The organism is Phenylobacterium sp. J367 (assembly GCF_024699985.1).
Taxonomy (GTDB): Bacteria; Pseudomonadota; Alphaproteobacteria; order Caulobacterales; family Caulobacteraceae; genus Phenylobacterium.
Genome location: NZ_JAJONA010000001.1, coordinates 2,979,906 through 3,005,090 on the forward strand (window position 1 = coordinate 2,979,906; position 25,185 = coordinate 3,005,090).

Genomic DNA, 25,185 nt, shown 5'->3' on the forward strand with positions numbered 1-25,185 from the left:
ACAACTTGCGGCATGGTTGAGCAGAGCTCCCGGCCGGAATCACATGATTGCAAGATACGCCAGCGTATGTTGTAGTCCGGTCAATCAAGCGAACCCGAAACAGGGTCGCGCAGCACCCAAGGGGGGATCTGATGAAGCTCCGACGGCAGGCCTATCTCTCGAGCGCCGCGATCTGCGCCACGCTCCTCACCAGCGTCGTGACGGGCGCCGCGGCCCAGACAGCCGTGTCGAACGACGACGCGGTGGCGCTCGAGGAACTGGTCGTCACCGCCCGCAAGCGTGAGGAGACCCTGCAGGACGTTCCTGTGTCGGTCGCGGCGGTCACCGGCGAGGTCCTGCGGGACGAGAAGATCGTGAATCAGGTCGACCTGGCCATGCGGGTTCCCGCCTTCAAGCAGACCACCGCAGGCGTGAACACCTACACGTTCATCCGTGGCGTCGGGTCCGGCGGCAACCCCTCCTTCGAACAGTCCGTGGCGAGCTTCGTCGACGGGGTCTATGCCGGACGCGGCCAGCAATCGCGCTTTCCCTACTATGACCTGGAGCGGGTCGAGGTCCTGCGGGGGCCGCAGGTGACCCTCTATGGCAACAGCGCCATCGCCGGGGCGATCAGCGTCATCAGCCGCAAGCCGGGTGACACCTTCGAAGGCGACTTCTCGGCGACCTACGAGACGCAGCATCAGGAGACGGTCCTGCAGGGCGGGGTCACCGTGCCGGTCACCGACAGGTTCCGTATCCGCCTCGCCGGCTACGTGGCGGATCTCGACAAGGGCTGGCTGAAGACCATCCGTCCGACCGGCGTCACCCACGATCCGCGGCGTCGCGACCGGGCCGGGCGCATCATCGCCGAGTTCGAGCCCACGGACGCCTTGTCGATCGAGCTGAAGTACGACTCCTACTCGCTCCTCAGCCTGGGCGGGACCAACCAGGCCACCGCCAACATCGGCAACGCCTCTGTCACCGAGTTCCGGTTCGACCGCGTGCGCGCGTTCGGCAATGGCCCGCCGCAGAACGGGAAGACGCAGGACACGGCGCGGATGAACAACCAGGCCGTCCAGGGGACGGTGAACTATGACGTGGCGCTAGGCACCATCACCTCCGTCACGGCCTACACCTGGTACGGCTTCTCGCAGGACACCGAGGGCGACATGAGCCCTCTGCCGATCTTCGACTACGACCACCACGAGCACTACGGCCAGTTCAGCCAGGAGTTCCGGCTCACCTCGACGGGCGACCAGCGGCTCAACTACATCGTCGGCGTCTATTACCAGCGCGACGATCTGAACCCCTCGGCCCAGAACAAGCTCAACCTGTCAGCCCAGCCCGCACCGTTCGGCGCGCCGCTGCCGCCCATCGCGCGCCTGAGCTACCTGGACCAGCAGACCACGAACTATTCGGCGTTCTTCGACACCAACTACCAGCTGACCGACAGCCTGAAGGTGAACGTCGGCGGCCGCTACATGCGCGTCGAGAAGGAGGCCGAGCAGGGGTCCTATTCGGTGCGGATCAACACCACCATCCCCGACCCGTCGATCGAGCAGTCGCCGGCGCCGGGCGTCCCGTCGATCTACTCCCGGGTCTACGGCTTCCCGCACATCTTCCGGGACCTGGAGCTCTCGGAATCGCACTTCATGCCGGAAGTCGGCCTGCAGTACGAAATCGACAACGGCATGTTCTACGCCAAGGTGGTCCGCGGCGCCAAAGCCGGCGGCTTCGACTGGGTCTATGCCGGCGCCGACAGGAACGCCCTGAAGTTCCTGCCCGAGAAGGCGACCTCTTATGAGGCCGGTTATCGTGGAACCCTCCTCAATGGCCGCCTGTTCTTCGGCGCCACCATCTACCGGATGGACATCGAGGATCTGCAGGTCAGCGTCTTCGATGGCCGCACCAGCTACGTCGTCGGCAACGCCGCCGAGCAGCGGGCGCAGGGCTTCGAGACCGACTTCACGTGGCGTCCGACGTCGGCGCTGCGGATCAACGGGGCGCTGGCGTACAGCGACGCCTATTGGGTCAGCTACCCGAACTCGGCCTGCTATGTGGAACAGCGCCTCGCCACGCCGGCCGGCACGGTCTGTCGCCAGGATCTGACCGGCAAGCCCGCCCCCGTGAACTCGAAATGGTCGGCTGCACTCGGCTTCAGCCATACCGCCGAGCTGGGATCGTTCGTGCTGACCACGCAGGCGAACTACAGCTATCGGACCAAGTCCAACCTGGGCCTGTCGAACGACCCGATGCAGATCCAGAAGGCGTTCGGCCTGCTCGACGCCCGGCTGGCCCTTTCGACGGCCGACGAGCGGTGGACCTTCGCGGTGTTCGGCAAGAACCTCACCGACGAACTCTACAGCGACTATGGGACGGATGCGCCCAGCGTCACGGGCGTCAGGTTCCGCGACACCCAGCGCACCCGGCAGGTCGGGGTGGAGCTCTCCACCCGCTTCTAGGCGCGACATCGCCGCCCCGTCGTCCTCCGGGCGGCGAAGGACTGGCCCCGGGCTCACGCCCGGGGCCGTTTTTCTGGCGGGGAACGGGAGGCCTGCCGGGGGCGCGCCGGTTGGGCGCGTCCCCGGCAGGCTGATCTATTCGGCGGCGACGATCTGCGGGGCAGTGAGGGCCGCCAGCAGGTCGGAGCGCATGCGCTCGGCCTCGGCCGCGCGGGTCTCCTTGATGTGCCCGTAACCGTAGATCTCCGCGGGCAGGCCGGCGAGCTTGACGGCGACCGCCATGTTGGCCGGCGTCAGGTGCTCGAGCGTCCGCTCCATGTCGGCGCGGTAGGTCTCGATCAGCCGCCGTTCCATACGCCGTTCCGGCGTGCGGCCGAACGGGTCGAACGGCGTGCCGCGGAGCCCCTTCAGGCGGGCCAGCACCTTGAAGCCGGTCATCATCCACGGGCCGAAGGTGAGCTTCCTTGGCAGGCCGCTGTCCTTGTCCCTGGGGGCGATGAGCGGCGGCGACAGATGGAAGGTGAGCTTGAGGTCGCCCTCGAACTGGGCCTTCAGCTTCTCGGCGAACTCGCCGTTGGCGTAGAGCCTGGCGACCTCGTACTCGTCCTTGTAGGCCATCAGCTTGAACAGGTTGCGGGCCACGGCCATGGTCAGGTCCTCGCCGCCCGGCGTGACGGCCTGCTCCGCCCGCCGCACCCGCTCGACGAAGGCGCCGTAGGCTTCGGCGTAGCGCCTGTCCTGATAGGCGGTGAGGAACGCGCTCCGGCGCTCGACAACCTCGTCCAGAGACAGCGAAAGGGCGGTTGAGCCCTTGGCCGCATCGGTCGGCGCCGGAGCCGCCAGAGCCGCCACGGCGTCCGGCTCGACCACCGCCCACCGCCCCAGGGAGAACGCCAGCAGGGTCTGCTCGACGGACACGCCATTGAGCCGGATGGCTTCCTCGATCGAGGTGCGGCGGACCGGCAGCAGTCCCAGCTGGCAGGCAGCGCCGACGACCATCATGTTGGTGGCGATGGAATCCCCCAGAAGGCCTTCCGCCAGCGCCGTCGCCGGCAGGAAGACGCTGCGCTGCGGGTCGAGAAGGTCCTGCAGCTTCCGCGCCGTCTGCGCCTCGTTGAAGTTGATGGTGCGCGTGAACGTGAAGGCGGCGGTGGGCGTGACGTCGCTGTTGACCACCCCGGCGGTGACGCCCCGCTGCAGCATCTGCGCGGCCTCTGCGCCGCCCGCCGTGATCATGTCGCAGGCCAGGAGCAGGTCGGCCGAGGCGGTGTCCACGCGCGCCGCGAAGACCTCGTCCACGCTGGGGGCGATCTTGAGGTGGCTCATGACCGCCCCGTTCTTCTGCGAGAGCCCGGTCATGTCGACGATGGAGCAGCCCATGCCGTCGACATGGGCCGCCATGCCGAGCACGGCGCCCACGGTGATCACGCCGGTTCCGCCGATGCCTGTGATCAGGATCGAGCTCGAGCCCGGGCTCTGCACGGGCTCGGGGAGGGGGGGGACGCTCAGTCGGCCGGAAGCCGGCGCGCGGGCGCGGGGCCTGCCGCCCTCCACCGTGACAAAGGAGGGGCAGAATCCCTGAACGCAGCTGAAGTCCTTGTTGCAGGAGGACTGATCGATCTTCCGCTTACGGCCGAACTCGGTCTCCAGCGGCTGGACGCTCACGCAATTCGACTTCACGCCGCAATCGCCGCAGCCTTCGCATACAAGGTCGTTGATGAAGACGCGCTGCGGAGGATCCGGGAACTCGCCGCGCTTGCGGCGACGACGCTTCTCGGCTGCGCAGACCTGATCGTAGATGATCACCGTGACGCCGGGCACCTCGCGCAGCTCCTTCTGGATCGCGTCCAGCCGGTCGCGGCCGTGCAGCGGGATGTCGCCGAGCTGTGCCCTGACCGCGACGTAGCGACCCGGATCGTCGGCGATGATCAGCACGCGGGCCGCACCCTCCGCCCTGAGCTCCTGGGCGATCTGCAGGGTGGTGAGCGTGCCCTCGACCGGCTGGCCGCCGGTCATCGCCACGGCGTCGTTGTAGAGCAGCTTGTAGGTGATGTTGACGCCGGCGGCGATCGCCGCGCGCACGGCGAGGACGCCAGAATGGAAATAGGTCCCGTCGCCAAGGTTCTGGAACACGTGCCGGGTCTCGGTGAATGGGGCGGCGCCGATCCAGTTCGCGCCTTCACCGCCCATCTGCACAGGCCATGCATGCTTGCGGTGCGGCATCAGCGCGGCCATCACGTGGCAGCCGATTCCCGAAAGGCCGACGCTGCCCTCCGGCACCACTGTGGAGGTGTTGTGGGGGCAGCCAGAGCAGAAGAACGGCGCGCGGGCGTGCTCCGTCAAAGGTGAGGCCGCCACGTCGCTGCGGCGCGACCGGACGGCCGCGATGCGGGCCCGGGCCTCGTCGTCCAGCAGGTCGTGCGCCTCCAGCCGGTCGGCGAGGGCGCTGAGGATCGGTCCGGCCGACAATTCCCCGAAGCCGGGCAGCAGGGGCGCGCCGTCGGGTGTCCCTTTGCCGGACACGCGGGGGCGGCGATCTGCGGGGAGGTGGTAGAGCGCCTCCTTGACCTGCGGTTCGATGAAGGCCCGCTTCTCCTCGACGACAAGGATCTCGACGCAGCCGTCGGCGAAGCGGCGGATCGTTTCGCCGTCCGCCGGCCAGGTCAGGCCCAGCTTGAGCAGGCGCACGCCGAGTTGGCGGGCGCGCCGTTCGTCGATTCCCGCCGCCGCCAGCGCCTCGCGCACGTCGAGGTAGGCCTTCCCGGCCGTCACGATGCCGAGCCCGCCGGGGGCGCCTGGAAGATCACCTTGTCGAAGCTGTTGGCCCGGGCGAAGGCCTGGGCCGCCGGCAGCCGGAACTCGACCGTGCGGCGCTCCATGCTGAGCTGGGACTCGCCCACCAGGATGTTCAGGCCCTCCGGCGGCAGGGCCAGGTCGTTGGGCGTGTGGAAGCCGCGCGGCACCGTCTCCAGTCGGGCGCTCATGGTGGCGTCCGCGGTGTCGTTCACGCACTTGAAGCCGGCCCACAGCCCGGTGAAGCGGGAGAGGGCATAGCCGAATGCGCCGAACGCCAGGAATTCCTCGACGTTGGCCGGATAAAGGACCGGGATCAGCGCGGCCGCGAGCGCCTGCTCGGACTGGTGGGCGGTGGTGGAGGACTTGGCGGCATGGTCGTCGCCCGCGAACACCAGCACGCCGCCGTGACGGTGGGCGCCGGCGAGGTTGCCATGCTTCAGGGCGTCGCCCGCGCGGTCCACCCCGGGGCCCTTGCCATACCAGGCGGCGAAGACGCCGTCGAACCTGGCGCCTTGGAAGAAGTCGAGCTGCTGCGATCCGTAGACGGCCGTGGCGGCCAGCTCCTCGTTCACGCCGGGCTGGAACACGACCCCATGCGCCTGCAATTGCCGACGGGCCCGCCACAGGGCCATGTCGAGGCCGCCGAGCGGCGATCCGCGATAGCCCGAGATGAAGCCGGCGGTGTTCAGACCGGCGGCGGCGTCGGCCCGCTGCTGCGCCAGCAGCACGCGCGTGAGGGCTTGGGTGCCGGAGACGAAAACACGTCCCTCGTCGAGTTCGTACTTGTCTTCGAGGGTGACGTTCTGCAGCATTCGACAAGCCCTTGAAATTCAATCGCTGGCGCAGAACATTCGGAGCCGTATGGTTTTTCCGCGAGTGCGGAGCCCTAGGGCGGGAATGCGGTAGCTCCAGGTCCTTGGAGATTATTCTTGAGAGTTTCGGTTTCGGCGGAGCCGGCGCGCGGCGCCTTCCAGCCTTCCGGCGAGCCTAGGTCGCAGGCTTCTGCCGGTCAATACGGTGGCGTATGAACGTCGGGCTGGAACCGCGCAAGCGACTGGACCGTGAGGACTGGGTGAAGGCGGCGCTGGACGTGCTCGTCCACCAGAGCGTGGATTCGGTGGCGGTCGAGCCGCTCGCCCGTTCGCTGAACGTCAGCAAGGGCAGCTTCTACTGGCACTTCAAGGACCGGGAGGATCTGCTGGCGGCGGTCATCGACTACTGGCGCGACAACTCCACCCGGAACGTCATCCGTTACGTGGAGGCCAAGGCGCAGGACCCGGTGGAAAAGCTGCACCTGCTCTCCAAGATCGCCATCGATATGTCGCCGGCCAATGCGCTGGCCCGCATGGAGGTGGCGATGCGCGCCTGGGCTCGCCGCGACGCCCGCGTGAGAACGGTGCTCACCGAATGCGACCGCGAACGCATGGACTACCTCTCGCAGCTGTTCCGCGACTGCGGCCTGGGCGAGCGGGAGGCGGAGGCGCGCGGCGCCCTGCTGTTCGGCTTTGCCGTGGGCGAGCGGAACATCTTCCGCGATGAGGCCAAGCGGGCGCAGCGGGGGAGGCTGGAAAACCTGCTGCAGTTCCTCATCGACGAACCGGTGGTGCAGGCGCAGCCGACGGGCAGGGGGGACGGAACGGGCCGATCCGGCCGCGCCCAGGCGGGGGCGCAAGGCGGCCTCTGCGACTGCCAAGCGCGCAGGATAGCGCCGTCCGGCCGCGGCCGGCGATGGCGCGCGGCTGACCCGGGCAATACGCATCCGTATTGTGCCGGCGGGCGGGCTGGGCTAGCGTCCACGCGTCGGCTGCAGCTCCGCCGGGACCCCACGGCTGGGCGGTCGATCGGGGCGCCCAGGACGGCCGGCGGAGGAAACCTGCATGTCCCGACCCACCCCGTCAGACGCCTCGCTCGCCGGCCTGGACGCCGCCGCCCAGTACGCGGCCGCGCCGTGGCGCGCCCACTATGGCGAGGCGGCGCGTCGCGCGGAGCGGCTGCGGCCCTTCGCGCTGTTCGAGCTGCTGGCCTGGGCCGAGCGGCATTTCCCCGAGCGCCCCTACCTCACCTTCCAGGGCCACACCGTCACCTATGCGGAGGCGCTCGAGCTGGTGGAGCGGCTGGCCGCCGGACTCGCCGGGCTGGGTGTCGGCAAGGGCGACCGGGTCGGCTACTGCATGGCCAATCACTCCGCCTTCGGGCTGCTCCACTTCGCGCTGTGGAGGATCGGCGCCGTCGCGGTGAGCATGAACCCTCTCTACCCCATGGCCCGGCTGGCCGAGCAGGCTGCAGACGCCGGCGTGAAGGCGATCCTGGTCACTGACGAGCCCGAGCTGGGGGACCGTTTCCTGCCGCTGGCCCGCGTGGAGCCCGAGCGCCCCCGGCTGATCCTCGCCCGTCACGACGCGGGTGACGTTCGCGAACCCGCGCGGCTGTCCGAGGCCGCCGAGGCCGCGTCCGCCGTGCGGCTGTCGGACCTGCTGGCCACCCGGGCCGAGGCGCTCCCGGCGGACGTCGAGCCCGACGACCTGGCGGCGCTGGCCTACACCGGCGGGACCACCGGTGCGCCCAAGGGCGTCATGTTGACCCACGCCAACCTCTCGATGAACTGCCAGCAGATGAAGAGCTGGTACCCGCAGCTCGCCGCCGGGGTGGAGGCCACGTGTGTGGGGGCGCCGATGACCCACATCGCCGGGATCAGCCCGATCCTCAACTTCATGACGCTTCTCGGTGGGGAGATCATCATACAGCCGCGCTTCGACCCCGCGGGCCTGCTTCAGGCGGTCGACGAGGGGCGCGTCAGCCTTCTTCTGCTCACCCCCACCATGCTGGTCGGCATGCGCGACCTCATGGAGAGCCGCCCGGTGGACTGGTCGCGCGTGAAGCTGATCCAGTGCGGCGCGGCCCCGCTCACGCCGGACCTGATGCGGGTGTTCCAGGCCATCACCGGCCAACCCATCGTCAACCTGTTCGGCATGACCGAAACGTCCCCTGCCGTCGTCTACGGGATGCCGACCGTCCCAGGCGGCGAGGCGGCCACCGGCTGTCCGCTTCCAGGGACGCGGATCCAGGTACGTGCGAAGGACGATCCCGGCCGCTGCCTGCCCATGGGTGAGGCCGGGGAGCTGTGCTTCGCCGGGCCGCAGGTGACGCGCGGCTACTGGAAACGGGACGACGAGAACGCCGTGTTCTTCGTCGATGGCTTCTTCAGGACGGGCGACGTCGGCTACGTGAGCCCTGAAGGCTTCGTGTACGTCATCGACCGCCTGAAGGACGTCATCATCGCGGGCGGCAACAACATCTACCCCGCACAGGTGGAGAGCGTCCTGGTCGAGCATGAGGCGATCGCAGAGGCGGCGGTGATCGGCTCCCCTCACCTCTATCGCGGAGAGACGGTGAAGGCGGTCGTGCGGCTCAGACCGGGCGCGCAGCTGACGCTCGCCGAGCTGCAGGCCGACATGGCCGGAAAGCTCTCGCCGGTCGAGATGCCGAAGATCCTCGAGATCCTGGAGGAGCTGCCGCGCACCCCGACGATGAAGGTCTCCCGCCAGGCCCTTCGCGAACGCGAGCGCGAACTTACCGGCGTCTCGGCGCCTGGCGCGGCCGGCTAGCACCCGCCTCACCTGTGATTGCGCGCGGTGCGGCCCACGGGTTGACAAGGGTCTCGGGCGGGGACATTCAAACCATACGGTAGCGAATGTTACGGGCGGTATTCGGGTTTCAGGGAGACACGCTGTGGCGAGTCAGCAGGGATCGTTCATTTCGGTCGGGGATGTGCGCACGCACTACCACGACGCCGGGTCTGGTCCGCCCGTGGTCCTGCTGCACGGGTCAGGCCCCGGCGTCAGCGCCTGGGAGAACTGGGGCGGCGTGATTCCGCGGCTCGCCGACGGGTATCGGGTGCTCGCCCCCGACATGGCCGGCTTCGGCCTCACCGAGACGCCGGCCGGTCAGGCCCTCGACATCAAGCTCTGGGTCGCCCAGTTGACCGGCTTCCTGGACGCCCTCGACGTCGGCCCCGCCGTCCTGGTCGGCAACTCGTTCGGCGGCGGTCTGTCGCTGGCGACCACGTTCCGAGACCCGGCGCGGGTGCGCGGACTGATCCTGATGGGCACGCCCTTCGGTCGCTTCGAGCAGACCGCCGCCCTGCAACAGGGCACGGGGTACACGCCCTCGCTCGAGAACATGCGCGACGTGCTCTCCAAGTTCCCGCACGACCCGGCGATCATCACCGACGAGATGGTGCGGACGCGCTATGAGATGAGCCTGCGCCACCCAGACAACGCCGCCCTGCGCGCGCTGATGTCGGACAAGCCGGCCGACGGGCAGCCGGTGATCGTCCGGGGCGCGCCGTTCGAGCGGCTCGCCACCATCACCCAGCCGACGCTGATGCTGCACGGCCGCGAGGACATCGTCATCCCCATGCAGGTGGCGGTGGACGCCGCGCGCCATATCCCCGACAGCGAGCTCCACCTGTTCGGCCAGTGCGGCCACTGGGTGCAGCTCGAGCGGCCCGATGCCTTCGTGCTGCTGGCGCGCGACTTCCTGGCCCGCCGGGTTGGCGAGGGGGTCATCGCGTGAGCGTCTACGGCCTCGAGCTGGCGCTCTACGACATCACCACCAAGAGCCTGGTGCGGAAGCAGTTCATCGCCACGCCCGACGTCGCGGTGGCTGGCTATGCGCTCGAGGCCGACGAGCAGGCGATGCTGAAGGACCTCGACGTGGGCCGGTTGCTCGACGTCGGGGTGAGCCCGATGCTGACGCTCGGGCTGTGGATGTGCCTGCGCGGACCACAGACGCTGCTGGATTACCTGGAAGCGGTGGCCGGCCACGCGCAGGGGCGATCCTGATGGCTGAGATCGTCGGCGGTTTCCTGGTGTCTCACGACCCGCTCCTGTTCCTCAATCCCAGGAAGGAGGACGCCAGCCGGCCCCTTGCCGCCTATGCGGCCATCCGCGCGCGGGTGGTCGAGCTCGGCGCCACCGCGGCTGTCGTCGTCGGGGCGGACCACTACATCCTGTTCGGGCCCAACTGCCTGCCGCAGATGGCCATCGGCATCGGCGACGTGCAGGGACCGGTCGATCCGCTCCCGGGGGTCCCGCGCGGTGCGATCGCCAGCCATCCGGCGCTGGCCAGGCACATCCTGGAGGTTGGGCAGGACGAAGGATTCGACTGGGTGGCGGCCGGCACCATGGCCGTGGACCACTCCGTCGGCGTGCCGGTCCGCCGCTGCCTGCCGGAGGACGGGTCGGTCGCCACGGTGCCGGTCTACCTCGCTGCCGGCGTCGCGCCGTTGATCCGGCCGCGCCGCGCCTACGCGCTCGGCTGTTCCATCCGTCGGGCGGTCGACAGCTTCCCCGGCAAGGAGCGGGTGGTGGTGATCGGGTCGGGCGGGCTCAGCCACTGGGTCGGGCTGCCGCAGATGGGACGCATCAACCGGGAGTTCGACAAGATCGTCCTGGACGCCGTCGAGCGCGGCGACGCGGAGAGCCTGATGGCGATGTCCGACGATCATGTGCTCGAGCACGGCGGCAATGGCGCACTGGAGATCCGCCAGTTGCTGTGCGCCATGGGCGCCACGCAAGGCGGCGGGCGGGTGATTGACTATGTGGCTTGGCCGGGCGGCGTCACCGGCCTCGGCTTCGCCGAGCTTCGGTCCGCGGCATGAACCCGCGGCCTTCCGGACAAATCCAATCGGTTCGAGGACATCCCAATGGCTGACACCCTACAGGCGCGGCACGCGTCGCCCGCGGCAGACCTCGACTTCCACCGTCTGGTCGACGTGGACAACGGATGGATCGACCGGCGGATCTTCTGGGACGAGGGCATCTACCAGCTCGAGCTGGAGCGGATCTTCGCCCGCTGCTGGGTCTTCGTGGGGCACCAGTCGCAGTTCGCCGAGCCCGGCGACTTCGTCACCACCTACATCGGCCAGGACGCGGTGATCGCGGCGAAGGACCGCAAGGGGGGACGTCAACGTCTTCCTGAATTCCTGCTCGCACCGCGGGAACCGGGTGTGTTTCGCAGAGGCCGGCAACACCCGCCGGTTCACCTGCAACTTCCACGGCTGGGCCTTTGGGCTGGACGGGGGCCTGCTCGCGCCCACGAGGAAGAGCAATATTCAAAGTGCGCCACCTTCGACAAGTCGAAGCTGGGGCTGCATCGCGCGCGCGTGGGCATCTACAAGGGTCTGGTCTTTGCCACGTTCGATCCCGATGCCCCTTCGCTCGACGATTACCTTGGGGACTATCGCTACTATCTGGACGTGCTCCTGGACAACGATGCCGGAGGCACGGAGTTCATCGAGGGCAACGTCAAGTCGCGGCTTGGCTGCAACTGGAAGTTCGCAGCGGAGAACTTCGTCGGCGACGCCTATCACGCGGGCTGGACCCATGCCTCAGCCGCCGCGGCCATCTTCAAGAAGGACGTGAAGGTCAATGTCGAGCGATCCTACCAGGCCAACATCAACGGCCACGGCACCGAGTTCGGCCTCGACCTGATCGGGAACGCCATGGGCCTCGCGGAGCCGGAGGTCGTCGAATACCTGAAGGAGAACGAGGCGCGCTTCGCGGAGCGCCTGGGCAAGCTGCGCTCGCGCATGGTCGGCGGGATGAGCTCGTCCAATGTGTTCCCGAATCTGGCCTATCTGACCGGCTTCAACACCTGGCGCACCTGGACCCCCAAGGGGCCGCACGAGATCGAGCTGCACACCTGGGTGCTGGTGAACAAGGACATGCCCGACCGGCTGAAGGAAGCCTATCGCCGCGGCGTCTCGCGAACCTTCTCGCCCACCGGCATGTTCGAATCCGACGACGGCGAGAACTGGGAGCACTGCACCCGGTCAAACGCGGGCGTCGTCACCCGCCGCCAGAAGCTGCACTACGGCCTGGGGATGGACTCGAAGATCGAGCACGAGGAGTTCCCGGGCGCCGTCTACAAGGTGCAGCTGAACGACGCCAACCAGCGCGCCTTCTACCAGCGCTGGGCCGACCTGATGTCCGCGGCCAGCTGGGCCGAGGTGCCGGCCCGTACCGGAGCCGACCAATGAGCGTCGACGTGCTGGAAACGCCCACGGCCGGCGCGCGCCAGGCCTCCCTGCAGCTGGTCCATGACGTGCAGCAGCTTCTCTACAGGGACGCGCGCCTGCTCGACGAGCAGCGGTACGACGAGTGGTTCGACCTCATGACCGAGGACTTCCGCTTCTGGGTGCCGGTCCCGCAGTCCCGTTACCGGCGCGACAGCAAGGGCGTCTTCGAGCCGGGCCGAATGGCTCACTTCGACGACAGCCTTGCCGAGCTGAAGTTGCGGGCTTCGCGCTGGAAGGAGGCCACCGCATGGAGCGAGGACCCGCCGACGCGGCACGTCCACTATGTGACCAACATCGAGGTGGAGCCCGCCGAGCTCGACGGCGAATGGCTGGCCCGATCCGTGGTGATCAGCCTGCGCAACCGCAACGAGGACGAGGAAAACTGGCTGGGCGCGCGCCGTGAGGACCTTGTGCGCGAGACGCCGGCAGGCCTGAAGCTCGCCCACCGGAAGGTCTTCGTCACGCAGTCGGTGCTGCTGGCCAAGAACTTCAACACCTTCCTCTGATGCCGGCGGTGTCGGAAATGCAGGCGTGGGTGCTGTCCGGCTTCGGGGACCGGTCGCAGCTCGCTTACACCGCCTGGCCGGCCCCGGAGCTTCGGCCGGGCGAGGCGCTCGTCGAGGTGCGGGCGGCGGCCCTGAACTTCGCCGACGGCCTGATGATCGCCGGACGCTACCAGCTGAGGCCCGCGCCGCCATTCGTGCTTGGGGCCGAACTGGCCGGCGTCGTGGTCGCCACCACGCCAGGCTCGACCTTCCGGGCCGGCGATCGGGTCGCCGCCCAGGTCTGGACCGGCGCCTACGGGCAATACTGCGCCGTCGATGAAGGCCGGCTGATCCGGCTGCCGGAGGGCCTCAGCTTTGCGGAGGGGACGGCGCTGCCGGTCTCCTACACCACCGCCCACATCGCCCTTTTCCAGGAGGGCCGCCTGACGCCCGGCCAGACAGTGCTGGTCCACGCCGCCGCCGGGGGCGTCGGCGGGGCGGCGGTCCAGCTTGCCAGGGCCGGCGGCGCGCGGGTGATCGCCACCGCCAGCTCGGACGAGAAGCTCGCCATCGCCCAGGCCCATGGCGCGGAGGCTCTGATCAACTATCGCGAGTCCGGCTGGACCGACGAGGTGCGCCGGCTGTGCCCGGACGGCGTAGACCTCGTCGTTGATCCGGTCGGCGGCCAGACGACCCTCGACAGCATCGGCCTGCTCGGATGGCGCGGGCGCATCCTGCTGATCGGCTTCGCCTCGGGCGCCCCGGCCCAGCTTCCCGCGAACCGCCTGCTGGTGAAGGCTGCGGCGGCGATGGGGGGTCTACTGGGACTATGTCAAAGACCGTCCCCTGGTGACCGCCGTACAGGCCGAGCTGGCAGAGCGCGCGGGCCGCGGCCAGCTCCGTCCACGCATTGGCGCCCGGTATCCCGTGAGCGACTTCTTCGCGGCGCTTGACGAGCTCGAGAGCGGTCGCACTACCGGGAAGGTGATCCTGGACCTGTAGTCGCTGCGCCACGCCTGCGGGCAGCCGCGGGACCTCCATACGCAGCCCCGTTCGGACTCGGCGATGGCGACTTCCGTTGTAAGACAAATTCTGCTTCATATGGTACGGAAGTGTCCTATGACGATCTGCGGCGGCGTGCGGCGATGAACCTGAACGAGGGGCCTGGCCGTATCTGTGCGGCGGCAGAGCCAGCGAATTCGCCGCTTGGCGCGATTCAGTTCGCGGTGATCGCGGCCACCCAATCCGGGAACGCCCTGCTCGTGGCCGAAATGGTCGCGGCGCGGCTGACGCTTCGTGGCGCCGAACGGGTATGCCTCGTGGGGGAGGGGGAGTATCCGGCCGCTGCCCTCGCGCAGAGCGACGTTCTCGTGGCCTGTGTGGCGAGCCACGGCGACGGCGACGTTCCGGACGGGTTCCTCGAAACCTACCAGGCGCTGATCGCGGAACGGCCGGACCTGTCCCACCTGCGCTACGGGCTCATCGGCCTCGGTGATCGGACGTACGCGACATTCTGTGGCGGCGCCTGGAAGGTCGACGCCCTCCTTGGACAGCTCGGCGCCCGCCGCGTGGGCGATCCCTGCACCATCGACGCCTCGATACAGCCCTTCGCCGACGAGGAAGCGCTCGCCTGGCTGGAGGCCTGGCTGCGAGGACTTTGACGGGGAGGCGCAGGTGCGCGGGGGAAAGACCGGATCAAAAAAGGCGGGAGGTTAGGGTGGAAGCCAGGATGGCGGCGGCGGCGCCGGAAAGCCGCGCGGGAACTTGGCGGAACGTGGCCGAGGTGTTCCTGGCGCTGGCGCGTGCGAATGGCGACACCTTGGCTTTCCGGCAGAGGACGCCTGGAAGTTGGCGCGACCTCACCTGGGCCGCGTTCGCCTCCGACTTGGACGAGGTGGCTGCCGGGAACCTGGCGTTTGGCCTCGAGCCCGGCGACACGATCTGCGTTCTCGCGCGGACCCGCGCCGAGTGGCTGCTGGCCGACCTGGGCGCGGTGACCTGCGGGATCGTCTGCGCGGGAATCTACCCCACCGAACCCGCCGATAAGGTCGCCTTCGTTCTCAACGACTGCGGCGCGCGCGTCGTCTTCGTCGATGACGCGGAACAGGTGGAGAAGCTGAAGGCCGCCCGCGCCAGTGCCCCCGGGTCGAGGCCGTCGTGGTCATCGAGTCCTCCGCCACGCCGGCCGACGACCCGTGGTTCGTCAGCCTGGCCGAATGGCGGCGCGCCGGCCGTGAGTGCATTGCGGCCCGACCGGCCGTGCTGCAGGCGGCGCGCGCCTCCGCCGGGCCCGCCTCGCCCGCGATCCTGATCTACACCTCGGGCACCACCGGGCCGCCGAAGGGGGCGATAATCACCCACGGCAACATCGTCTACCAGCTGACCCATGCGCCGGAGGTGATCGGGCTGCAGGCGGGCTGGCTTCGGCCCTCGTTCCTGCCGCTCTGCCACGTGGCCGAACGGCTGTTCACCTATATGGCGATGGCCGGCGGGATGGTCTCCTGCTTCGTCGATGGACCCAACGAGCTCCTGGCCACGATGCCCGGACTGCGCCCTCAGTTCATGCTCGCCGTGCCCCGCGTGTACGAGAAGCTCCATGCCCAGGCCATGGCCTGGCTTTCCGTTCAGCCCGAGGAGCTCCGCGCCGAAATCCGTCTCGCCGAGAGCCGGGCGGTCGCTGCTGCGGATCTGGCCGCCGCGGGGCGGCTTTCGGACACCGCGGAGGCTGTCTGGCGGCAGGACCAGGAGGGGCCCCTGCGGCTCCTGCGCGCGGCTATCGGTCTCGACCGCGTGGCCATGCTCATGTCGGGCGGCGCCCGGTTCCCGGTGGAGCTCGGGCAGTGGCTGCACGCCATCGGGGCGCGCGTCGACGACATCTACGGAATGACGGAGTGCGGGACGATCGCCTTGAACCAGGACTTCCGCACCGTGCCGGGCCTGGTGGGCCGACCGTTTTCGCACGGTGAGGTGACGCTCGCACCCGACGGCGAGATCCTGGTCAGGGGGCCACACGTCTTTGCGGGCTACCTCAACCTGCCGGACAAGACGTCCGACGCCTTTCGCGACGGCTGGTTCCGCACTGGCGACGTCGGCCGGTTCGACGAGGCGGGGCGGCTGATCCTGCTGGACCGGATCAAGGACATCATCATCTCGTCCAGCGGAAAAAACATCACGCCGTCCGAGGTGGAGGGGGCGTTGAAGGCCGCCTCGCCGGTCATCGCCGACGCCGTGGCCGTGGGCGACGGCCGCAACTACGTCACCGCCCTCGTCATGATCGACGCCGCGGTGGCGCAGCAGGCCCTGGCCGCGGCCGGGCAGCCGTATACCGACTTCCCCGCGCTGGCCGCGGCGGAGAGCACCCAGGCGCTGGTCGCCGAAGCCGTCTGGCGAGCAAACCGCCAGCTGTCGCGGGCCGAAGGCGTCAAGGCCTTTCGGATCATCCCGCGACAGCTCAGTCCCACGGACGAGGCGATGACGCCGACGCTGAAGCTCAAGCGGCGGGTCCTGATCGACCTCTACCAGGATCTCGTGGCGGAGATGTATCCCGTCGCCGGCCGGGCCTAGGCCGATGCCGCTCACCCTGAGGCACCTGACTCCGTGCGAGATCCGCGTCCCGGAGCCGGCGCTGGTGGATCTCCGCGATCGCCTCGCCGCGTACCGGCCGCCGCGTGAGCCGGCGGGCGGGGGTGGCGCTATGGGATCGACGGCGGGTACCTCGCCGAGCTCCTGACCTACTGGCGCGAAGGCTTCGACTGGCGCGCCGCCGAGCGCCGACTCAACGCCCTCCCGCACTACCGCGCGACCCTCGCGACCGATCCGGATGGTCCCCTTGATGTGCACCTCATCGTGCAGCCAGCCGCCCGGCCCAACGCGCCGGTGGTCCTGCTCACCCCAGGCTGGCCGTCCAGCCTCCTGGAGTTCCACGACCTCATCGGGCGGCTCACGGACCCCGGGCGCCACGGCGGCGATCCGGCCCACGCCGTCACCGTCGTGGCGGCGGAACTGCCCGGCTTCGGCCTTTCGCAGGCCCCCCGCGCGACCGATGACGCCGCGCCGGATGGCCAGCCTCTGGCGCGAGCTCATGGTGGAGGTCCTGGGCGTCCCGAGCTTCGTCGCCCACGGCGGAGACTGGGGCGCGGTGGTCAGTTCCTGGCTGGCGGTCGATCACCCCGAGGTGGTCACAGGACTGCACCTCAGCATGCTGGGCCTGCGGCCTTCCCTCGATCGCGCCGGTGCGCCGCTGAGCGAACCGGAGACGACCTGGCTGGGCGAGACCAAGCGCCGGCTGGACCGCGACGGCGGCTACCGCGAGCAGCAGGCGACGCGCCCCACAACGTTGGCAGTGGGCCTTTCGGACTCGCCGGCGGCGCTCTGCGCCTGGCTGGTGGACAAGTACCACGGCTGGTCAGGGGCCGGTCCCGACGAGCCGCCGCCGTTCGACCGGGACGCGCTCCTGACGTCAGCCACCCTCTACTGGGCGCTGGGCGACCTGCCCGCGGCGAACTGGATCTACTGGGCGGACCGGCACGAGGGCGGCATCGGACTGGAACCCGGTCAGCGGATCACGACCCCGACGGGCTTCGCCCTGTTCGACCGGGGCTTCTTCCCGGTTCCGCCGCGCACCTGGGCCGAGCGGGCCTATAACGTTCGCGGCTGGGACGTTCACGCCACTGGCGGGCACTTCCCGGCCTGGCTGACGCCCGGACCATTGGCTGCCAGCCTCCTCCGGTTCGTCGGCGAGGTCACATGACCGGGCTGGCGGTCGCCATCGTCGGCGCCGGACCGGCCGGCCTGTTCACGCTCGACGCGCTGCTGCGACAGGCGCCCGAGGTCCGGGTCGACGTATATGAGCGCCTGCCGACCCCTTTTGGCCTGATCCGCCACGGCGTGGCGCCGGACCACCAGGGCACGAAGGCGGTCGTGCGCCAGTTCGACCGGGCGTTCGGGCGGCCGAACGTGAGGCTGATCGCGGACTGTGACGTGGGCCCCGCCGTGCCGCTCGAGCTCCTCCGCGAGGCGTACGACCTCGTGTTCCTGGCGACCGGCGCGCCCGTCGGCCGCAGATTGGGTGTGTCCGGCGAGGACCTGCCAGGGGTCTATGGCGGGGCCGCCTTCATGGCGTGGCTCAACGGACACCCCGACTACCGCGGTCTCGAGCCGCAGGTGGGCGAACAGGTGGTGGTCGTCGGCGGGGGCAATGTCGCCCTCGACGTGACGCGCGTGCTCGCCAAGACCGAGGCCGAGATGGCCAGCAGCGACCTGTGTGCTCATGCCCGGCGCATCACCGGCGTCGCACGTTCCATAACCGTCGTCGTGCGGTCGCCGCCCGAGAAGGCACGCTTCACTTCAAGCGAACTCGCCGCTCTTGGCCGCCTGAAGACGGCCTCGGTGGCGATCGAGCTGCCCGCGACGGCCGACCTGTCCGTCCCGGCCGTCGCCGCGCTGGCCGCGCTGTCCGGCGGTCCGCCTTCGGCAGCGACATCGATCCGCTTCCGCTTCGCCCTTCAGCCCATCCAGGTTCTCGGAAGCGGGCGGGTCGAGCAGGTGCGCCTCCAAGGCCCGGGCGGTGTGGAGGAGAACGTGGCTGCCGACACCCTGATCCTCGCCATTGGCCAGGCCGCCTCGCCGGCTCCACCGAGGGAGCGGACCTGCGCCGTCGGCTGGGCGGCCGGCGGACGCGGCGACATTCCAGGCGCGCGGGCGGAGGCGGCGGACAGTGTGCGGCGGATGCTTGCCGGCGCGACCGTGGCGCCGCGCGAGGCCGCCCGCGCCCGCCTGAACGCGTGGCTGGAGGCCTCCGGGGCCGACCTCCTGGATTGGGCGGCCTGGCGACGCATCGACGCCGCCGAACGGGCCGCCGCCGTCCCGCCCCGTCCTCGCGAAAAGCTTGCGTCCTGGGAGTCCCTGCGGCGCGTCGCGCGATTGTATGAAACAGTCTGATCATATAGAATAACGAAAATGTAGCATATGAACGCGTGGAGGCCTGCGATGAAGACCTATGACAAGGGTGACGAACTGCCGGCCGAGTACCGTCAGGCGCTGCTGCACCTGCTGACGTTCCAGGCGGACTCCGAATACGCCGGCGCCCAGCGGGTCGGTGAAAACCTGCAGTTCGCGCCCCGGCCGGAGGAGGCCTATCGTCTCGCGAAGAAGACGATGGAGGAGTACGGCCACGCCTTCTACCTGTGGACCCTGGTCGAGGACCTGGGCGTCGACGTGAAGTCGCGCATGGAGGAACTCCGCGACAACCCGGAGAACCCCGATCCCAAGAAGGTCAACATCATCAATGGCTTCCGTCGTTCCTACTGGCAGGACCAGTTCCAGTGCTGGGAAGACGTCGCGATGATGTCCTGTGTCGCCACGCCAGGCGCGGTGATCTTCCTGGGGCAGTACGCCAAGTGCTCCTACCTGCCCTGGGCGCGGGTCTCCGAGCGCATCGCCCGCGAGGAAGTGGGTCACATGGGCTTCGGGGTCTGGGCTGTGAAGCGGATCATCGAGTTCGGCGGCGAAGACGCGCGCGCCAAGCTCCAGCGGCGGGTGCCGAAGTTCATCGCGATGGGGATGGGCATGTACGGCCGGCCCTCCGAGCCCGGCTCGGTGCAGTCGAAGTACTTCGACAAATACTACGAGATGGGCCTGAAGATCATGAAGCCCGAGGAGTGCCAGGCGCAGTACCTGGAACTCGTTCAGCAGCGGCTCAAGGACGTGGGATTGGAGTATGTCGAAGGCGTCGTCCCCGACTACGACCAGCGCATAGGCTACGCCATGGACGACGCCGAGCTGGAGATGCGGGTGGCGGGCGCCGCCTAGGCGGACGCTGCGGCGGGCGGCTTGCCCGCCCCCCATGAGCGAGGCGAGAGGCCCCCGAACCGCGCATACAACTCGGGCAGAGGGCGGCGGAGCGGGCCATCGGCGGTGCGGACGACGCTGGCGAGATAGGCTTCGGACGGCTCCAGAACCGCCTCATAGATGTTGCGGCAGAGTGCGAACGCCATCTCCCCCGCCCACAGGGTCGGCAGGTGGTCGCGCGGCAGGCGCGGGTCGCGCAGGGCGATCCGGCGATACTCCATCATCAGCAGGGCGCGGGTGGTGTAGGCGGCTTCGGGATCGGGATGCTGGCCACCCTCGAGGTGCGACCAGATCGGGCGGAACCGGGCGAGGAACTCCTGGTAGCTCGTCTCGAGCGCCTCGATGTTCCACGCGTCCGCGACGATCGAGCGCATCAGCGATGGGCCGGGGGGCGAGGTCGCGGTGGCGTCCAGGATCTGGACGCGGTCCAGCAGCCCCGCCGCCTTCAGCAGGGCCTGGAGCGGGGAGAGGTCCTCTGCGGCGCTGATGAACACATGCGGCGCGACCTGTCCGACGCCGCTCCAGAGGAGGTTCCGCCGCAGTGTGGCGTATGCCTTTGCGTCCAGCCCCGCCGCTCCGGTCAGGAGCAGTCGCCAGACCGCAGTCTGGTCCGCGGATGGTTTCCCGTAGACGCGCGGGTAGTAGGCGACGACGTTCCGGACGTGCTCGTCCGTCATCGAATAGTAGCTGAGCTTGCCGACCCGGGTGGGATGGAGCCAGCCGTCCTTCACCAGGCGCAGGGCTGTGGTGCGTGACAGATATTCGGCGATCCCGAACGGCTCGGCCATCTTGACGAGGCTGCCCAGCCACACCGTGCCGCCATGGGGCACCAGCATGTCGCCATAGATGGTGGCGATCAGATTCTTGGGATTGATCCGAACGGTTCCGAGCAGCCGCTCAATAGGCTTCCTGATGGGACCGCGGACCATCGAAACTCCGTCCAAGCATGAGGCGCCGTGCGCCGGGCGGGGTCGGCGACGGTCACTGCGATTACGATAAGCGGGAAAGCTAGCCGAGCCGCAAGGTGTCCAGGGCGTCCTGCGTCCGGACGCGGAGTGCGCCGAACGCCTCGACGGCGTCCTCATAGGCGTCACGGTCCGCGGCATAGGCCTCGACGAGCGCCGGCAGGGGCCCCGCCTCGAGAATCCGCAGGTGGGCCGCGTCGCAGGCGTCCATCAGGCGGTCGAGGCGCGCGCGCTGCTCGACATACGCCAGCGCCTGCTCCCGCACGGTCGGGGGAAGCTCGTCGAGCGCGGGCGCCGTGTCGCCGCCCGCCGCGGAGAAGTCGCAGCGCAGCAGCTCCCAGGCCGCGCTCGGGAGGGGCGCCGGAGCGGGCTTGTGGGTCGGCTGGTAGCCGAACTTCCTGAGGACCCCTCGGCGTCCCTCCTCGTTGGCGAGCGGTGCGGGTCTCATCTGTCGTTCTCCAGCCTCATCGATTCCGGAACACCGGGGCGCGACGCTCCGCGAAGGCGGTCATCGCCTCGGTCTGGTCCTCCAGCGCGAAGGTGGCGTGCAACATGCGGCGCTCGAACCGCAGGCCCTCGGCCAGGGAGGTCTCGAAGGCGCGGTTGACGCTTTCCTTGATCATCATGACCACCGGGCGCGAGTAGCTCGCAATGTCCTCGGCCAGCTGCACCGCCGCGGTGATCGCCTGCCCTGGGGGCGCCAGCCGCGCCACGATCCCGATGCGTTCCGCCTCGTAGGCGTCGATCAGCCGCCCGCTCAGGCACAGCTCCATGGTCTTGCTCTTGCCCAGTATCCGCGCGAGCCGCTGGGTGCCGCCTCCGCCCGGGATCGTACCCACCCGCACCTCCGGCTGGCCGAACCTCGCGGTCTCGTCGGCGACCACGATGTCGCACATCAAGGCCACCTCGCAGCCGCCGCCGACCGCATGGCCGGCGACCGCCGCCAGGATCGGCTTGCGGCATTTCGGGATCACGTCCCAGTCGCGGGTGACGAAATCCTCAAGGTAGGCCTGTGCAAAGGTCTTGGCGGTCATCTCCTTGATGTCCGCGCCGGCCGAGAACATCCGGTCGCCGCCGGTCAGCACAATCGCCCCGACCGCCTCGTCATCCTCGAGCTCCATCAGGGCCGCGCCGAGAGCCTTCATCAGCGCGCTGCTCAGGGCGTTGCGCGCCTCCGGTCGGTTCAGGGTCACCACGGCGACCGCGCCGCGACGCTCGACGAGGATCGGTTCGGAGCTCATGTCGCCCTGTGGAACTGCGGCGCCCGACGCGCCTGGAAGGCCGCGACGCCCTCCGCGTAGTCGGAGGTGCGCGCGAGCTCTCCCTGGATCCGCGCCTCCTCAGCCAGGACGCCGGCCAGGCCTAGGGTCTCGCTCGCGCGGATCAGGGCCTTCTGCGCGCGGAAGGCCGCCTGCGGGCCCTCGACGATGCGGCGAGCCAGCGCCTCGGTCGCGGGCTCCAGCAGGCGGTCGGGCGTGAGGCGGTCCACAAGGCCCAACCGGAGCGCCTCGGGGCCCTCGATCACGTCGCCGGTGTAGATCATCTCGAGCGTTCGGCCCGGCGTGAGGCGGCGGGGAAGGAAATAGTGTCCGCCGCTGTCCAGCGCGGCGCCCAGCCGGGCGAAGGGGGACGAGAACCGTGCGCTCTCGGCTGCGAAGACGATGTCGCAGGCTAGGGCCAGCCCCAGGCCGATGCCCATGGCCGCGCCATTGACCGCGGCGATGGTCGGCTGGGGGAGGTCGTGAAGGATCTGCAACAGCGGATTGACGACCTCCGTGAGGATGGTCGACGCATCCTCCCCAGCGGTGGCGCTCGAGATGTCGCGCCCGGCGCAAAAGGCGCGTCCGGAGCCGGTGATCAGGACGCAGCGGACGGCCGGGTCGCCGGCGGCATCCTCCAGGAGCCTCACGAGCGCGCGGCAATCCCCGTCGGCGAGGGCGTTCATCTTCTCGGGACGGGCGAGCCGGATGCGCAGGAGGCCCTCGGCCTGTTCCGCCTCGAATGGAGCTCGCTCGAGATCAGGCTGAAGCATGCGCGGTCCGGCTGAACAGCGCGCGGATCGCCTGGCGCGACAACTTGGCATTCTCCGTCTTCGGGATCGCCTCCAGGATCTCGAGCCGCTTGGGCATCTCGATCGGCGACAGCTTCTCACGAAGGAAACTCTGGAGCTCCGGCAGTGAGAGGGTGCGACCGGGCCGCAGCGTGACGACGCTCAGCACCGTCTCGCCGCGGTAGTCGTCGGCCACGCCGACCGCAACGGTCTCGGCCACGGAAGGATGCTCGAGCACCGCCTCCTCGATGGTCCGGGGATACACGTTGTAGCCGCTGCAGATGATCACGTCCTTGAGCCGATCGACCACATAGAGCGCCCCATCCACGCTCAAGAAGCCGACGTCCCCGCTTCGGAACAGTCCGTCCGGGGTCAGTTCCTGCGCGGTGAGCGGCCGGTTCCAGTAGCTGGCGATGACATTGGGGCCTCCGAAGCAGACCTCGCCGGACTCGCCGGCCGCCATCCTGCGGCCCGGCTCTTCGGGCGAGCGGATCTCGATCTTCATCTCGCGCATCGGTAGGCCGGTGGCGCTCTCGTGCCCGTCAACAGCGGTGTTCGGCATGGCCACGCCGCTGCCTGCGGTCTCGGTCATGGCGTAGCCTTGCTGCGGCCAAAGGCCGGTTAGGGCATGGAAACGCCGGGCGAGTTCCGCGGGCACCGGGGCGCCGCCGACCAGGACGTGGATCACACCGCTCCAGTCCAGTTCCCCGGCGTCCGGTTCGGCGACGATCGCGCTGAGCATCGTCGGGATGGCCGTGAGGATCGTCATGCGGTCCTGACGCACCAGGTCAAGGAGCTCGCGGGACGAAAACCGCTCGGTGAGGATGGCCTCACCGCCGACGATCGTCGGCTCGACGATATAATTGATCAGTCCGGTGATGTGGGAGAAGGGCGCGGCCGCATACCAGGCTTCGCGTCCGTCGCGGATCCGGTGCAGCCAGTTGCGGATCTGATGGGCGGCGTACCAGATGTTCCGGTGGGAAAGCGTGGCGCCCTTTGGGGGCCCGTGGTGCCCCCCGTGTACTGGATCATCGCAAGGCGTTCGGTGTCGGACACACCCCAGGCCCCCGCCGGATCCGCGCCGAGCAGCTCGGCAAGGGCCACCTCGCCCCCTTCCGTGGCTGCGCCTGGCCCCCCCGCCAGATCCAAGCCGTCGGCGCGGCAGATGATCAGGCGGCAGTTCGCCTGGGCGGCAAGCTCGCGAACCTTGCCGATGCTATCGGGATGGTCGGACACGATCACCCATTGCGCGCCGGAGTCCGACGCGATCTGAGCGAGCTGGCGCAGCGAGTAGAGGGGGTTCATGCCGACGCCCGCGGCGCCGATGCCCCAGAGTCCGAAGCACGCCAGGGGATAGTGCGGCAGGTTGGCCAGGCAAACGCCCACACGGTCCCCTGCCGAGACGCCCAGCTCCTGGAGGCCAGTGCTTAGCCGACGGGCCAGGAGCTCCGTTTCGCGGAATGTCCAGCTGCGGTCCCGATAGGTGAGATGCGGCCGGTCTCCCCACCGTTCGGCGGCGCGTCCGAGCAGGTTCGGCAGGGGCTCGGGCGGCGGCGTCGAGCGCTGGAACTCAGCCAGGGCGGAGAACGGGAGCGGTTCGTCGGGTGCGTGCTGCATCGCGGGCTTATGACCTCTGGGTTGCTTCAATATGCGGCAAATCGCGGCGCTATCACAACCAAAATGTAGTTTATCCGGGCGCAGCTGTATGGGCGTCGCATCCTGCCCACCACGGCCTCGGCCGCCTGCGAAAAACGCGGAGGAGGCAGTTTATAAAAAGAGACAGTATCGTATGGTCCGGCTGCCGACTACAGCGGTCACGCGGCCGCGCCGTCAGGCGAGCCGCATCATGTTGTCGTTCCGGCAACCCACCGGGGCTGCGGAGCGGCAGCCCCGATGGCAGCCGAAGCTCTCCCCCGTCGCCGGAGTTCACGTCCGGTATCTACATCGCTGACGCTGGGGGGCAGGCGAGGGGCGTCAACCCAAGGCGCGTCTATGCTGCTTCTGGCGCTTAGCGGCTCTCGCTGCGCGACGCGCGGACCAGCGTCAGGGCCGCCTCCAGGACCACATCCGCGGCCTGCGCGATCGGTTCCCGCGCGATGGCGTGGTCGGGCATCACGCCCTGCATGCCCTCATCCCCGCTCGGGCGCACGATCCTGCTCTTGGGGTATGTGACGACGATCCGGACGGCGGCGGGAACTGAAGGACCGAGGCGTAGGTCGTGGGCACGTCCGTGGTCTGCTCTCCGATCACACGGCCAATGCCGAAGTCCTGGACGAGCGCGGCGACCGATGTGGCGTTCGAATAGCTGTGCCGGCGCACGAGATGCGGCGGCCTGGGCGCGGTACTCTGCTGGCGACAGGGCTGTCACAAAATGCAGTAGCCGCTACGTATCAACGCCCGATTGGGCAGAGGGGCGTGGCTAGGCCCCCCGCCACTTCGGAGTTCGCTCCCATCCTCGACTGCGCCCTCGGTAGGTCTGCTTCCACCGCCAGGGCGCTTCCCCGGGGTGGCGGAAACC

Annotated in this window: 21 protein-coding genes and 4 pseudogenes; 17 read left to right on the top strand and 8 right to left on the bottom strand. The window is 69.1% G+C overall.

The window, feature by feature from the left end; genetic code table 11:
- Window positions 1–131 precede the first annotated feature (131 nt).
- The gene (locus tag LRS04_RS15985; RefSeq protein ID WP_257817199.1) at window positions 132–2,441 is read left to right on the top strand and encodes a TonB-dependent receptor; all 2,310 of its coding nucleotides are present in this window, start codon (window positions 132–134) and stop codon (window positions 2,439–2,441) included.
- 135 nt (window positions 2,442–2,576) lie between these two features.
- Here the strand turns inward: LRS04_RS15985 and LRS04_RS15990 are convergent, their stop codons facing one another.
- Both LRS04_RS15990 and LRS04_RS26990 read right to left on the bottom strand, forming a co-directional pair.
- Window positions 2,577–5,213, bottom strand: coding sequence for an indolepyruvate ferredoxin oxidoreductase family protein (locus LRS04_RS15990; RefSeq protein WP_308238157.1), 2,637 nt, complete (start codon window positions 5,211–5,213; stop codon window positions 2,577–2,579).
- Complete coding sequence (locus LRS04_RS26990; protein WP_308238158.1) at window positions 5,210–6,049, bottom strand: hypothetical protein; 840 nt, start codon at window positions 6,047–6,049, stop codon at window positions 5,210–5,212. Before LRS04_RS26990 ends, LRS04_RS15990 begins: the two co-directional genes overlap by 4 nt.
- Window positions 6,050–6,261: 212 nt before the next feature.
- On the opposite strand from LRS04_RS26990, the pseudogene LRS04_RS28095 reads away from it, so the two are divergent.
- The 16 genes and pseudogenes from LRS04_RS28095 to LRS04_RS16055 all read left to right on the top strand — a co-directional run.
- Window positions 6,262–6,387, top strand: a pseudogene (locus LRS04_RS28095) (hypothetical protein); the annotation flags it as partial.
- 727 nt (window positions 6,388–7,114) lie between these two features.
- Complete coding sequence (locus LRS04_RS16000) at window positions 7,115–8,842, top strand: AMP-binding protein (protein WP_257817201.1); 1,728 nt, start codon at window positions 7,115–7,117, stop codon at window positions 8,840–8,842.
- Between the two features lie 124 nt (window positions 8,843–8,966).
- Window positions 8,967–9,812 (top strand): alpha/beta fold hydrolase, encoded by an 846-nt coding sequence (locus LRS04_RS16005; protein WP_257817202.1) that lies wholly within the window; start codon window positions 8,967–8,969, stop codon window positions 9,810–9,812.
- Window positions 9,809–10,081 carry a hypothetical protein gene (locus LRS04_RS16010; RefSeq protein WP_257817203.1) on the top strand — a complete coding sequence of 91 codons (273 nt, stop codon included), beginning with the start codon at window positions 9,809–9,811 and terminating at the stop codon, window positions 10,079–10,081. The genes LRS04_RS16005 and LRS04_RS16010 overlap by 4 nt, the downstream gene beginning before the upstream one ends.
- Window positions 10,081–10,899 (top strand): hypothetical protein, encoded by an 819-nt coding sequence (locus LRS04_RS16015; RefSeq protein WP_257817204.1) that lies wholly within the window; start codon window positions 10,081–10,083, stop codon window positions 10,897–10,899. The genes LRS04_RS16010 and LRS04_RS16015 overlap by 1 nt, the downstream gene beginning before the upstream one ends.
- Window positions 10,900–11,403: 504 nt before the next feature.
- Entirely contained in the window at window positions 11,404–12,279 is an 876-nt protein-coding gene (locus LRS04_RS16020) for an RHO alpha subunit C-terminal catalytic domain-containing protein (protein WP_374577218.1), read from the top strand.
- Complete coding sequence (locus LRS04_RS16025) at window positions 12,276–12,824, top strand: 3-phenylpropionate/cinnamic acid dioxygenase subunit beta (protein WP_257817206.1); 549 nt, start codon at window positions 12,276–12,278, stop codon at window positions 12,822–12,824. The genes LRS04_RS16020 and LRS04_RS16025 overlap by 4 nt, the downstream gene beginning before the upstream one ends.
- A gap of 17 nt (window positions 12,825–12,841) precedes the next feature.
- Entirely contained in the window at window positions 12,842–13,756 is a 915-nt protein-coding gene (locus tag LRS04_RS16030; RefSeq protein ID WP_257819148.1) for an NADPH:quinone oxidoreductase family protein, read from the top strand.
- Complete coding sequence (locus tag LRS04_RS28100; protein WP_374577221.1) at window positions 13,713–13,805, top strand: hypothetical protein; 93 nt, start codon at window positions 13,713–13,715, stop codon at window positions 13,803–13,805. Before LRS04_RS16030 ends, LRS04_RS28100 begins: the two co-directional genes overlap by 44 nt.
- Before the next feature lie 110 nt (window positions 13,806–13,915).
- The gene (locus LRS04_RS16035) at window positions 13,916–14,464 is read left to right on the top strand and encodes a flavodoxin domain-containing protein (RefSeq protein ID WP_257817207.1); all 549 of its coding nucleotides are present in this window, start codon (window positions 13,916–13,918) and stop codon (window positions 14,462–14,464) included.
- 68 nt (window positions 14,465–14,532) lie between these two features.
- Window positions 14,533–14,931: pseudogene (locus LRS04_RS28105) on the top strand (AMP-binding protein); the annotation flags it as partial.
- Window positions 14,932–14,960: 29 nt separating this feature from the next.
- Complete coding sequence (locus tag LRS04_RS16040) at window positions 14,961–16,367, top strand: long-chain fatty acid--CoA ligase (protein WP_257817208.1); 1,407 nt, start codon at window positions 14,961–14,963, stop codon at window positions 16,365–16,367.
- Window positions 16,368–16,499: 132 nt separating this feature from the next.
- Window positions 16,500–16,712: pseudogene (locus tag LRS04_RS28110) on the top strand (epoxide hydrolase N-terminal domain-containing protein); the annotation flags it as partial.
- A 148-nt stretch (window positions 16,713–16,860) separates the two neighbouring features.
- Window positions 16,861–17,553, top strand: coding sequence for an alpha/beta fold hydrolase (locus LRS04_RS16045; protein WP_257817209.1), 693 nt, complete (start codon window positions 16,861–16,863; stop codon window positions 17,551–17,553).
- Window positions 17,550–18,743 (top strand): FAD-dependent oxidoreductase, encoded by a 1,194-nt coding sequence (locus LRS04_RS16050; protein ID WP_257817210.1) that lies wholly within the window; start codon window positions 17,550–17,552, stop codon window positions 18,741–18,743. The genes LRS04_RS16045 and LRS04_RS16050 overlap by 4 nt, the downstream gene beginning before the upstream one ends.
- Window positions 18,744–18,791: 48 nt before the next feature.
- Window positions 18,792–19,613 (top strand): Phenylacetic acid catabolic protein, encoded by an 822-nt coding sequence (locus LRS04_RS16055; RefSeq protein ID WP_257817211.1) that lies wholly within the window; start codon window positions 18,792–18,794, stop codon window positions 19,611–19,613.
- Here the strand turns inward: LRS04_RS16055 and LRS04_RS16060 are convergent.
- The 6 genes and pseudogenes from LRS04_RS16060 to LRS04_RS28120 form a co-directional block, all read right to left on the bottom strand.
- Window positions 19,610–20,581, bottom strand: a complete 972-nt coding sequence (locus tag LRS04_RS16060; RefSeq protein ID WP_257817212.1) for a PaaX family transcriptional regulator C-terminal domain-containing protein — start codon at window positions 20,579–20,581, stop codon at window positions 19,610–19,612. The two genes, LRS04_RS16055 and LRS04_RS16060, sit on opposite strands and share 4 nt — an antisense overlap.
- Window positions 20,582–20,660: 79 nt before the next feature.
- Window positions 20,661–21,065, bottom strand: coding sequence for a hypothetical protein (locus LRS04_RS16065; RefSeq protein WP_257817213.1), 405 nt, complete (start codon window positions 21,063–21,065; stop codon window positions 20,661–20,663).
- 16 nt (window positions 21,066–21,081) lie between these two features.
- Window positions 21,082–21,858 (bottom strand): enoyl-CoA hydratase-related protein, encoded by a 777-nt coding sequence (locus LRS04_RS16070; RefSeq protein WP_257817214.1) that lies wholly within the window; start codon window positions 21,856–21,858, stop codon window positions 21,082–21,084.
- The gene (locus LRS04_RS16075; protein ID WP_257817215.1) at window positions 21,855–22,649 is read right to left on the bottom strand and encodes an enoyl-CoA hydratase/isomerase family protein; all 795 of its coding nucleotides are present in this window, start codon (window positions 22,647–22,649) and stop codon (window positions 21,855–21,857) included. The genes LRS04_RS16070 and LRS04_RS16075 overlap by 4 nt, the downstream gene beginning before the upstream one ends.
- Window positions 22,636–23,130: a class I adenylate-forming enzyme family protein gene (locus tag LRS04_RS28115; protein ID WP_374577223.1), complete on the bottom strand. Its 495-nt coding sequence runs from the start codon at window positions 23,128–23,130 to the stop codon at window positions 22,636–22,638. Before LRS04_RS28115 ends, LRS04_RS16075 begins: the two co-directional genes overlap by 14 nt.
- Window positions 23,128–24,284, bottom strand: a pseudogene (locus LRS04_RS28120) (AMP-binding protein); the annotation flags it as partial. The pseudogene LRS04_RS28120 and the gene LRS04_RS28115, both read right to left, overlap by 3 nt.
- Between the last annotated feature and the right edge of the window lie 901 nt (window positions 24,285–25,185).